4 protein-coding genes are annotated in these 2,982 nt (G+C 60.2%); 2 read left to right on the top strand and 2 right to left on the bottom strand.

What is annotated here, in order from left to right:
* The coding region (locus tag NWQ23_RS14200) for a MoxR family ATPase (protein ID WP_306167046.1) at positions 1–425 on the bottom strand (425 nt) is incomplete at its 3' end.
* A gap of 180 nt (positions 426–605) precedes the next feature.
* On the opposite strand from NWQ23_RS14200, the gene dksA reads away from it, so the two are divergent.
* Together dksA and NWQ23_RS14210 are read left to right on the top strand one after the other, a co-directional pair.
* Entirely contained in the window at positions 606–1,028 is a 423-nt protein-coding gene (gene dksA, locus NWQ23_RS14205) for an RNA polymerase-binding protein DksA (RefSeq protein WP_306167047.1), read from the top strand.
* Position 1,029: 1 nt separating this feature from the next.
* Positions 1,030–2,178 (top strand): FAD-dependent oxidoreductase, encoded by a 1,149-nt coding sequence (locus NWQ23_RS14210; protein WP_306167048.1) that lies wholly within the window; start codon positions 1,030–1,032, stop codon positions 2,176–2,178.
* Positions 2,179–2,181: 3 nt separating this feature from the next.
* Here NWQ23_RS14210 and xth read toward each other — a convergent pair.
* The coding region (gene xth, locus NWQ23_RS14215) for an exodeoxyribonuclease III (RefSeq protein WP_306167049.1) at positions 2,182–2,982 on the bottom strand (801 nt) is incomplete at its 5' end.

The raw sequence follows: 2,982 nt of genomic DNA on the forward strand, positions 1-2,982 counted from the left end.
GTCTCGTAGACGTGGAACTCCATCCGGTCGAGTTCCTGCAGCAGATCGTTGGGGAATTCGATGTCGGCTTTGTCGATCTCGTCGATCAGTAGAACCACCTTGCCGTCCGCACCAAAGGCCTGCCAGAGCTTGCCCTTCTTGATGTAATTGGCCACGTCATGGACGCGGGCATCGCCCAACTGGCTGTCGCGCAAACGGCTGACGGCATCGTATTCGTAAAGCCCTTGTTGCGCCTTGGTTGTGGACTTGATGTGCCATTCAATCATCGGGAGGCCAAGGGCCGTGCTGACCTGACGGGCCAGCTCTGTCTTGCCGGTGCCGGGTTCGCCTTTGACCAGCAGCGGACGCTCCAGCGTGACGGCCGCATTGACCGCTACCTTGAGATCCTCGGTGGCGACATAGTCATCGGTGCCTGTAAAGCGCATCATCATGAACCCTTTGATTTGATAGGCAACCTAGCAGGTCGCGAAGGATCATCAACACCTTGCGACGAGGGCAATTTGGGGGGGTGACACCGGAAGGTCAACGGAGTAAACCCGCGAGAAATTTGGGGTTACGACACCATTGCTGGTGAGTCTTGGTGTTGGGAGCAAAAGGGAATGACGATGAAAGCTGAAGTTTTTATTGCTGATGACTACCACCCGGCCGATGACGAACCGTTCATGAACGAGCGTCAGACAGAGTACTTCCGTCGCAAGCTGCTGGTCTGGAAAGCAGAGCTTTTGGAAGACAGCCGCGACACGGTCGCAGGCATGAAAGACCAGACCCGCAACATCCCCGATATCGCCGACCGTGCGTCAGAAGAAACAGACCGCGCGCTTGAACTGCGCACACGTGACCGTCAGCGCAAACTGGTCAGCAAGATCGACGCCGCTTTGCGCCGGATCGACGATGGCGAATACGGCTATTGCGAAATCACAGGCGAGCCGATCTCGCTCAAGCGGCTGGATGCACGCCCTATCGCGACCATGAGCCTTGAAGCCCAAGAGCGTCACGAGCGCCGCGAAAAGGTCCACCGCGACGACTGAGGTGCACCATAACGCAGGCCGCGATGTTGCCATCATCGGCGGCGGGATTGGCGGGCTGACGGCCGCATTGGCCTTTGCCCGCCGTGGTGCGCAAGTCACCGTCTATGAACAGGCGCCCGCGCTGACCGAAGTCGGTGCCGGGCTGCAAATCACCCCAAACGGCGCGCGTGCGCTGAATCAGCTTGGCATCGACAAAGCGCTCGATGCGACGGGGATTGCGGCACAGGCTGTGATCCCGATGGATGCCATGTCGGGCGCACAGATCGCGCGCTTTGACCTGTCCAATCAAACCCCGCCTTACCGTTTTTTCCACCGTGCCGCCCTGATCGACATTCTGGCGCGCGGCTGTGCGGCGGCGGGTGTAAAGGTCGTGCTAGAGGCGCAGATTGCCGAAATTCAGGCCGATGGCAGCTTTTTGGCGCAGGATAAACCTGTGCGCCCTTCGCTGACGATCGGGGCCGACGGCCTGCGGTCGATTGTCCGTGGCCGGATCAACAAACCTGCCCAGCCGTTCTTTACCGGACAGGTCGCATGGCGGGCGATGGTCACGACCGATAAACCTGATCCTGTGGCCCGCATCTGGATGGCCCCCGGACGGCATATGGTGACCTATCCTTTGCCCAACGGGCGGCTGAATATCGTGGCGGTGCAGGAACGGAGCCAATGGGCTGACGAAGGCTGGCACCATGCCGATGATCCCGGCAACCTGCGCATGGCCTTTGCCGATTGTGGCTGGCAGGTCAAAAGCATCCTTGGCGATGTGGAAGATGTGCGGCTTTGGGGGCTGTTCCGGCATCCGGTGGCCTTGTCTTGGCACATGGGGTCCGTCGCCATTCTTGGGGATGCGGCCCATCCGACGCTGCCGTTTCTGGCGCAGGGTGCCAATCTGGCGATCGAGGATGCCTATGTGCTGGCCCGCTGCTGTGATGAGGATGCATCCTTGGCCAACGGGCTGCGGCGCTATCAGGACCTCCGGCGCGCGCGCGTGGTCAAGGCGATTGGTGCAGCCAATCGCAATGCGCGGAACTATCACCTGTCAGGGATCAAAAGGGCGGTGGCCCATGCAGGTTTGCGCGGCATGGGGCGGCTTGCCCCTGACGCCTTTCTGGGCCGGATGCGGTGGCTTTACGATCACGACGTGACCGCCTGACGTTCAGGCCGCCAGATCAACCCAGACAGGGACGTGGTCCGAAGGCTTTTCACGCCCGCGCACGTCCTTTTCGATCCAGCAGTCATTCAGCAGATCAGCGCATTGCGGGGTCAGCAGGAAGTGGTCGATGCGGATCCCGTTGTTCTTTTCCCAAGCACCGGCCTGATAATCCCAAAAGGAATAATGCCCAGAACCCGCCTCACGCGACCGGAACGCCTCGGTAAATCCAAGGTTCAGGATACGGCGGAACGCCTCGCGGCTGTCTAGACGGAACAAAGCATCATCGCGCCATGCGTCAGGGCGTGCGGCATCCTCGGCTTGAGGAATAATGTTGTAATCCCCGCAGAGTAGCGCCACTTCTTCATGTGAAAGGAGGTCCTGTGCGCGGGCCTGAAGCCGCTCCATCCAGCGCAATTTATACGCAAACTTCGGCCCCGGCGCGGGGTTCCCATTGGGCAGGTAGAGCCCGCAAATGCGGACCGGTTTCAGACCCACGACCGTGGCCTCGATATAGCGGGCCTCTTCATCATCCACGCCTTCGCGGCCCGCACCCGCGCCACCGGGCAAACCGCGTGTGACGTCCTCGAGCGGGAATTTCGACAGGATCGCGACCCCGTTAAATCCCTTCTGGCCATGGGTTTCGACATTATAGCCCATGTCCTCGAATATCTCGCGGGGGAAACCTTCGTCGACCGATTTGATCTCTTGCAGGACCGCGACATCGGGCTGTGTGGCGTCAAGCCAAGCGGTCAGCGCTTCGATCCGGGCTTTGACGCCATTGATGTTGAATGTCGCGATTTTCAT

Source organism: Yoonia sp. (assembly GCF_030731595.1).
Taxonomy (GTDB): Bacteria; Pseudomonadota; Alphaproteobacteria; order Rhodobacterales; family Rhodobacteraceae; genus Yoonia.